This window comes from Kitasatospora sp. P5_F3 (genome assembly GCF_054049135.1).
This window is the reverse complement of the sequence record NZ_JBFUMY010000136.1, coordinates 1-6,733: the sequence shown is the minus strand read 5'-3', so window position 1 is coordinate 6,733 and position 6,733 is coordinate 1. Positions and strand designations below refer to the sequence as shown.

Here is a 6,733-nt window from a genome sequence, read left to right as displayed (position 1 = left end):
GTTACATTCCGAACCCGGAAGCTAAGCCTCATAGCGCCGATGGTACTGCAGGGGGGACCCTGTGGGAGAGTAGGACGCCGCCGAACAATCTTTAGTCAGAAAGCCCCGCCGGGTAACCGGCGGGGCTTTCTGCATTTCCGGACCAGGTCGGCAGCTGGTCACCGGAGGCGCCACTCCGAGCTCGACTCCTGCGGCCACACCGCGGGCCGGCCGCGATTGGTCCAGACCTATTGACGGGCCGCGCCGCCCCTTCTACGATCCGGTCCGGCACAGCCCCACATGTCCCCACCTCACCCAGAGCCGGGCGTCACGCCCCCACGTCAGTCATGTCCATGACGCTCGGCGCGAAGGGAGCACCACATGTTCCGTCGGAGGTCGCGTACTCCACGCCAGCCGGGTGATTTTCACCCTGGTCTGGAGCGCGCATCGCAGGTGAACCGAACCAGCCGCGCCAAGCACGAACCGATCTTCCTGAGGCGTTCCCTCGCCGGGGTGAGCGCCGCCGCCGTCCTGGGTGCCGGCATCGTCGTGGCCGGGTCCGTCACGGCCGGGGCCGTCGCGCCCAACCTGGTGGCCAACCCCGGATTCGAGAGCGGACTCTCGGGCTGGACCTGCTCCAGTGGCTCCGGCGCGGCTGTCAGCAGTCCGGTCCACTCCGGGGCCTCCGCGCTCAAGGCCACGCCGACCGGCCAGGACAACGCCCAGTGCACCCAGACCATCAGCGTGCAGCCCAACTCCCAGTACACGCTGAGCGCTTACGTCCAGGGCAGCTACGTCTACCTCGGTGCCACCGGCACCGGCATCACCGGCACCTCGTCCACCTGGACACCGAACAGCGCGTCGTACAGCCAACTCAGCGTCAACTTCAGCACCGGGGCGGCCACCACCTCGGTGACCGTCTACCTGCACGGCTGGTACGGGCAGCCCACGTACTACGCGGACGACGTGTCGCTCACCGGCCCCGGCGGCACCAGCCCCTCGCCGTCGACCAGTTCATCGAGCAGTCCGTCGTCCAGCACGAGCCCGTCCCCCAGTCCGTCGCCGTCCACGAGTCCGTCCAGCAGTCCGTCCACCAGCCCCTCGCCGTCGAGCAGCCCGACCGGTGGTGACACCTGTGCCACAAAGCCCAAGCCGTCGGGCAAGGTTCTGCAGGGCTACTGGGAGAACTGGGACGGTGCCTCCAACGGCGTTCACCCCGGGATGGGCTGGGTGCCCATCACGGACAGTCGGATCGCCGCGCACGGCTACAACGTCATCAACGCCGCCTTCCCGGTGATCCTCTCGGACGGCACCGTCCTGTGGCAGGACGGCATGGACGCCAACGTCAAGGTCTCGACCCCGGCCGAGATGTGCCAGGCCAAGGCGGCCGGTGCGACGATCCTGATGTCGATCGGCGGCGCCGCCGCAGGTATCGACCTGAGTTCCAGCACCGTCGCCGACAAGTTCGTGGCGACTGTCGTCCCGATCCTCAAGAAGTACAACTTCGACGGAATCGACATCGACATCGAGACCGGCCTGTCCGGTAGCGGCAACATCAACACGCTGTCCGCCTCCCAGGCCAACCTGGTGCGCATCATCGACGGCGTGCTGGCCCAGATGCCCGCGGGCTTCGGCCTGACGATGGCCCCCGAGACCGCGTACGTCACCGGCGGAAGCGTCACCTACGGGTCGATCTGGGGCTCCTACCTGCCGATCATCAAGAAGTACGCCGACAACGGGCGCCTCTGGTGGCTGAACATGCAGTACTACAACGGCAGCATGTACGGCTGCTCCGGCGACTCCTACCAGGCCGGTACCGTCCAGGGCTTCACCGCGCAGACCACCTGCCTGAACAACGGCCTGGTCATCCAGGGCACCACGATCAAGGTGCCGTACGACAAGCAGGTGCCCGGTCTGCCGGCCCAATCCGGGGCGGGCGGTGGCTACATGACGCCGAGTCTGGTCAGCCAGTCGTGGAACGCCTTCGGTGGCGGGCTGAAGGGGCTCATGACGTGGTCGATCAACTGGGACGGCTCGAAGGGCTGGACCTTCGGCGACAACGTCAAGTCCCTCCAAGGCCGTTGATGTTCCGCTGACGGAAGGCGGGGAGGGAAGTCCCTAGTCGGTGAGGCCGTCCAGGAAGCCGAGCAGGGCCTGGTTGACCTCCTTGGGCTTCTCCTGCTGGGTCCAGTGGCCGCAGTCGGGGAGCCAGACGGGTTCGGCGATGTTGGGGGCGAGTTCGCTGAGGGTGCTGAGGCCCGCGCGGGCGCGGTCGTTGGCCACCACCAGGTCCTGTTCGCCGACGATGAGAAGGGCGGGGGGCAGGATCCGGGCGTTGTGCCAGGAGGCGGTGAGGTGCCAGTTGTTGTCGAGATTGCGGTACCAGTTGAGCGGGCGGGTGAAGCCGCTGGTGGCGAACTCGGCTGCGTAGTGGGCGAGATCGTCCTCGGTGAGCCACTCGGGCAGGTCGGTGGGCCGGGTGAACATGTCCAGGAAGCCGCTGCCCTCGGGGACCAGCGCGGTGCGGTCGGGGCTGAGCATCGGGCGGCCGGCCAGCACGGTACGGAAGGTGGTGTACGGGTCGCGCGCGAGTTCGGCGTCGGCCACTCCGGGCTGCTGGAAGTGGACCATGTAGTAGGTGTCGCCCAGCAGTTGGCGGAAGAGCTGGAGCATCGGCATCGGCCCGCGCGGGAACGGCGGGACCGAGAGGCCGACCACGCCGCGCACCAGGTCGGGGCGGAGCAGCGCGGTGGTCCAGGCGACCGGGGCGCCCCAGTCGTGGCCGACCACCACGGCACGGTCGGCGCCGAGCGCGGGGAGCAGGCCGAGGATGTCGCCGGACAGGTGCAGCAGGGAGTACTGGTCGACCTCGTCCGGTCCGCCGGTCCCGCCGTAGCCGCGCTGGTCAGGGGCGACCGCGTGGTAGCCGGCCTCGGCCAGGGCGACGAGTTGGTGACGCCAGGAGTACCAGCTCTCGGGGAAGCCGTGCAGCAGCAGGACCAGGGGACCGCTGCCCGCTTCGGCGATGTGCATCGACAGTCCGCTGGTGGATTCGACCTGGCGGTGCGTGATCGTGGTCATGGGACGGCCTTTCGCTGGCTGGCGCTGCCGGAGTTGACATGGCCATCCTGCCTGCCGCCGAAGGGAGTTGGGAAGGACGGCTGACGGTGCGCCGAGGCCCGGCTGACGAGCGGACAGCCCCGGGACAGACGCGGAAGGCCCCGCCGTCATCCGGCGGGACCTTCCGCGTTCGTTCCGATCAGTACGGAGGTTCAGCGCTGCGCGCGCTTCTCCGCGCGGGCCTCGGCCTCTGCCTCGTCCTCGGCTTCGGCGACCTCGAGGGTGGGAGCGGTGCCGCCGAGGTGGGCGGGGAGCCACCAGGTGTCGTCGGGGCCGGTGGGCTTGCCGGGGTAGTCGCGCTGGGCCTGCTCGAGCATCTCGGTCATCGCGGCCCGCAGCCGGCGGGTGACCATGACGGGCTTGTCGCCGGGGGCCAGCACGATGGGCTCGCCGATCATGATGATGACCGGGACGTGGCGCTTGGTGAGGGTCTTCGGGCGGCCCTTGGTCCAGAGCTGCTGGGTGCCCCAGAGGATGACGGGGAGCAGCGGGGTGCCGGAGTCGGCGGCCATCCGGGCGGCGCCGGTCTTGAACTTCTTCAGGGTGAAGGAGCGGCTGATGGTGGCCTCGGGGAAGACGCCGACCACCTCGCCGGCCTGCAGGGCCTTGACGGCGGCCTCGTACGCGGGCTGCCCGTCGGAGCGGTCCACCGGGATGTGCTTCATGCCGCGCATCAGCGGGCCGGAGATGCCGTGCTTGAAGACGTCGTCCTTGGCCATGAAGCGGGTCTTGCGCTTGCCGCCCTTGAAGGCGCCGAGGCCGGCGAAGAGGAAGTCCAGGTAGCTGATGTGATTGCTCACCAGCACCGCGCCGCCCTCGGCGGGGATGTTCTCGGCACCGACGATCTTGATCTGGCAGTCCAGCGCCTTGAACACGGCGAGCGCCGTGCGGATCACCGGCGGGTAGACGAACTCTGCCACGGGTCAGCCCTACTTCCCACGGGCTTGGGGCCCGGTCAGGTGGTCCCGGGGCGCGGGCGAGCCGGACCGGAGGCACGGCAGGCCGCGGCGGCCCCGGGGGATACACCCGAATGATCCCCCGAACGACGGTCGGATGTCACGCCTGTCCGACCGGTGGTGACCAAGGGGAGGGCGGAGCTACCGGCCGGCCGCGCCCAGCCGGGCCCGGCCACGATGCAGCAGGAGGTACATCTCGCACCCGAGGCAGTAGCCGAACGCCGCGTTCAGGAAGGCCGCGCCGAGCGCGAAGGCGGTGGCCAGCAGGCCGAGCCAGGTCACGCCGGTGAGGTAGCCGACCGTACCGACGACGGCGAAGCCGAGGCCGACCGCCTGGGCGAACCGGGGCGGACGGGCGTCCTCGAGCTCGGTCGGCGGCGCCAGCCGGGGGCGGATCAGGGTGCGGTAGAGCCAGCCGTACGGCGAGTACTGCAGGCCGATCAGGGCGCCGACGGCGAAGACGGCGGCCTGGAGGGCGAGCAGCCACCCGCTGCCGGTGATCAGGACGGCGGCGAGCACCAGGGAGGTGAGCACGGCGGCGAAGCGCGGCCCGCGCGGGTCGATCTGCATGGGGAACTCCGGGGAGCAGTGGAGGGGGACGAGCGGGCTGACGGCGGGTCAGCGACAGCGCATCGTGGTCGCCCGGCACAGGTCGACCACCCGACGGCGGGTCAGTCGGGTCGGCCTCGCGGAGTTCATGGCGGTGATCGTACGCCCCCCAGGCCGGGGTGGCGGTGAGATGCCGCACACTGGAGCGATGACCGGGTTGCTGGTGTGTGCCGTGGTGCTCGTGCTGGCGAGCGGGTTCGGGCTGTTCCGGGCCCGGCGGGACGGGAGGCTGCGGGTGCGGGCGAAGGACGGGGCGGTGGTGCTGACCGCCGGGGATCTCGGGGTGGAGCTGGGTGAGCGGGCCACGCTGGTGCAGTTCTCCACCGCGTTCTGCCAGCCGTGCCGGGCGACCCGACGGGTGCTGGCCGAGGTGGTCGAGCTGGTGCCGGGGGTGGCGCACGTCGAGGTGGACGCCGAGCAGGAGCTCGAGCTGGTCCGCCGGCTGGACATCCTCCGAACGCCGACCGTGCTGGTGCTGGACGCGGGCGGCCGGCAGGTCCGCCGGGCCTCGGGGCAGCCGCGCCGGGCCGATGTGATCGCCGCGCTGGGCGAGGCGATCTGACGCAGCCCGTCCCGGACGCGACGTGAAGTGGGCATGGCGGGCAGGGCATCTGAGGGACCGTCCGACCCCGTCCGCCCAGGTGAATCTGTCAAGACCGTTCAATCTCACAGTCGATCTGCCGCCCGGTCAGCGGGTCGGCGGCCCAGGCTGGGGCAGGATGGGGCGCAGACGGCAGTGCGGCCGTTCCGGGTCCTCCGTGGCCAGGGGCGACGCGGGGTGCGGAGCACCCGACCGGGCTGCGGCAGGGCTAAGCTACTGGCCAGTAGTGACGGCTAAGCTACTCGCGAGTATGCTGCCAGCAAGTTCCGGACGGGCACAGGAATCCGCTGCCCGGAGCGGGTGCGTGACGAGTTCGCGCCCGCTTGCACAGCCGCAGCCGCCGGACGAGACCAGTACAGGAGACAGGCCGTGAGCTTGAGGATCGTTGTCTGTGTGAAGTACGTGCCCGATGCGACCGGTGACCGTCGCTTCGCGGACGACACCACCACCGACCGGGACGCCGTGGACGGCCTCCTGTCGGAGCTGGACGAGTACGGCGTGGAGCAGGCCCTGCGCATCGCCGCCGCCCACGGCGACGACGCCGAGGTCACCGTCCTCACCGTCGGCCCCGACGACGCCAAGGACGCCCTGCGCAAGGCCCTCTCCATGGGCGCCGACAAGGCCGTCCACGTCAACGACGACGACATCCACGGCACCGACGTGATCGGCACCTCCGCCATCATCGCCAAGGCCCTGGAACAGACCGGCTACGACCTCATCGTCTGCGGCATGGCCTCCACCGACGGCACCATGGGCGTCCTSCCSGCCCTGCTCGCCGAGCGCCTCGGCCTGCCGCAGGCCACCCTGCTSTCCGAGGTCACCCTSGASGGCACCACCGTCACCGGCCGCCGCGACGGCGACGCCGCCACCGAGACCATCACCGCGCAGCTGCCCGCCGTCATCTCGGTCACCGACCAGTCCGGCGAAGCCCGCTACCCCTCCTTCAAGGGCATCATGGCCGCCAAGAAGAAGCCGGTGCAGACCTACGACCTCGACGACCTCGGCATCGACGCCGACACCGTCGGCCTCGCCGGGGCCTGGACCGCGGTCGAGACGATCACCGCCCGCCCGGCCCGCACCGCCGGCACCATCGTCAAGGACGAAGGAGCGGGCGGCACCGCCCTCGCCGCCTACCTCGCCGAGCAGAAGTTCATCTAACCCACCGTCACCAGCGCCACACTCCACGATCCCTCAGGAGCAACAAATCATGGCTGAGATCCTGGTTCTCGTGGACCACGCCGACGGTGTGGTCCGCAAGCCGGCCCTCGAACTGCTCACCCTGGCCCGCCGCATCGGCGAACCCTCCGCCGTCATCCTCGGCGCAGGCGAAGCCGCMRCGRGCATCGCCGCCAAGGCCGCCGAATACGGCGCCGCCAAGGCCTACACCGCCGACGCCGCCGAGTTCACCGACCAGCTCGTCGTCCCCAAGGTCGACGCGCTCACCCAGATCGCCAAGACCGCCGGCGCC

General features: G+C 70.2%; 6 protein-coding genes, 1 rRNA gene and 1 pseudogene. 5 read left to right on the top strand and 3 right to left on the bottom strand.

The genetic code is table 11. From position 1 onward, the window contains the following. Window positions 1-86 (top strand): 5S ribosomal RNA (gene rrf / locus ACXJMZ_RS35980); the annotation flags it as partial. A 274-nt stretch (window positions 87-360) separates the two neighbouring features. Then, window positions 361-2,064: a carbohydrate binding domain-containing protein gene (locus ACXJMZ_RS35975; RefSeq protein ID WP_457034218.1), complete on the top strand. Its 1,704-nt coding sequence runs from the start codon at window positions 361-363 to the stop codon at window positions 2,062-2,064. Window positions 2,065-2,097: 33 nt separating this feature from the next. Here the strand turns inward: ACXJMZ_RS35975 and ACXJMZ_RS35970 are convergent, their stop codons facing one another. From ACXJMZ_RS35970 to ACXJMZ_RS35960, 3 genes are all read right to left on the bottom strand, one after another. Next, window positions 2,098-3,060, bottom strand: coding sequence for an alpha/beta fold hydrolase (locus tag ACXJMZ_RS35970; protein WP_457034217.1), 963 nt, complete (start codon window positions 3,058-3,060; stop codon window positions 2,098-2,100). Window positions 3,061-3,251: 191 nt separating this feature from the next. Then, on the bottom strand, window positions 3,252-4,019 hold the full coding sequence (locus ACXJMZ_RS35965; protein ID WP_457034216.1) for a lysophospholipid acyltransferase family protein: 768 nt from the start codon (window positions 4,017-4,019) through the stop codon (window positions 3,252-3,254). A 177-nt stretch (window positions 4,020-4,196) separates the two neighbouring features. Continuing rightward, window positions 4,197-4,625, bottom strand: coding sequence for a DUF4395 domain-containing protein (locus ACXJMZ_RS35960; protein ID WP_457034215.1), 429 nt, complete (start codon window positions 4,623-4,625; stop codon window positions 4,197-4,199). Between the two features lie 187 nt (window positions 4,626-4,812). Between ACXJMZ_RS35960 and ACXJMZ_RS35955 the strand changes: the two genes are divergently transcribed. The 3 genes and pseudogenes from ACXJMZ_RS35955 to ACXJMZ_RS35945 all read left to right on the top strand — a co-directional run. After that, entirely contained in the window at window positions 4,813-5,226 is a 414-nt protein-coding gene (locus ACXJMZ_RS35955; protein ID WP_457034214.1) for a thioredoxin family protein, read from the top strand. A gap of 408 nt (window positions 5,227-5,634) precedes the next feature. Next, the gene (locus ACXJMZ_RS35950) at window positions 5,635-6,423 is read left to right on the top strand and encodes an electron transfer flavoprotein subunit beta/FixA family protein (protein WP_457034213.1); all 789 of its coding nucleotides are present in this window, start codon (window positions 5,635-5,637) and stop codon (window positions 6,421-6,423) included. A 49-nt stretch (window positions 6,424-6,472) separates the two neighbouring features. Next, window positions 6,473-6,733 (top strand): annotated as a pseudogene (locus tag ACXJMZ_RS35945) (electron transfer flavoprotein subunit alpha/FixB family protein); the annotation flags it as partial.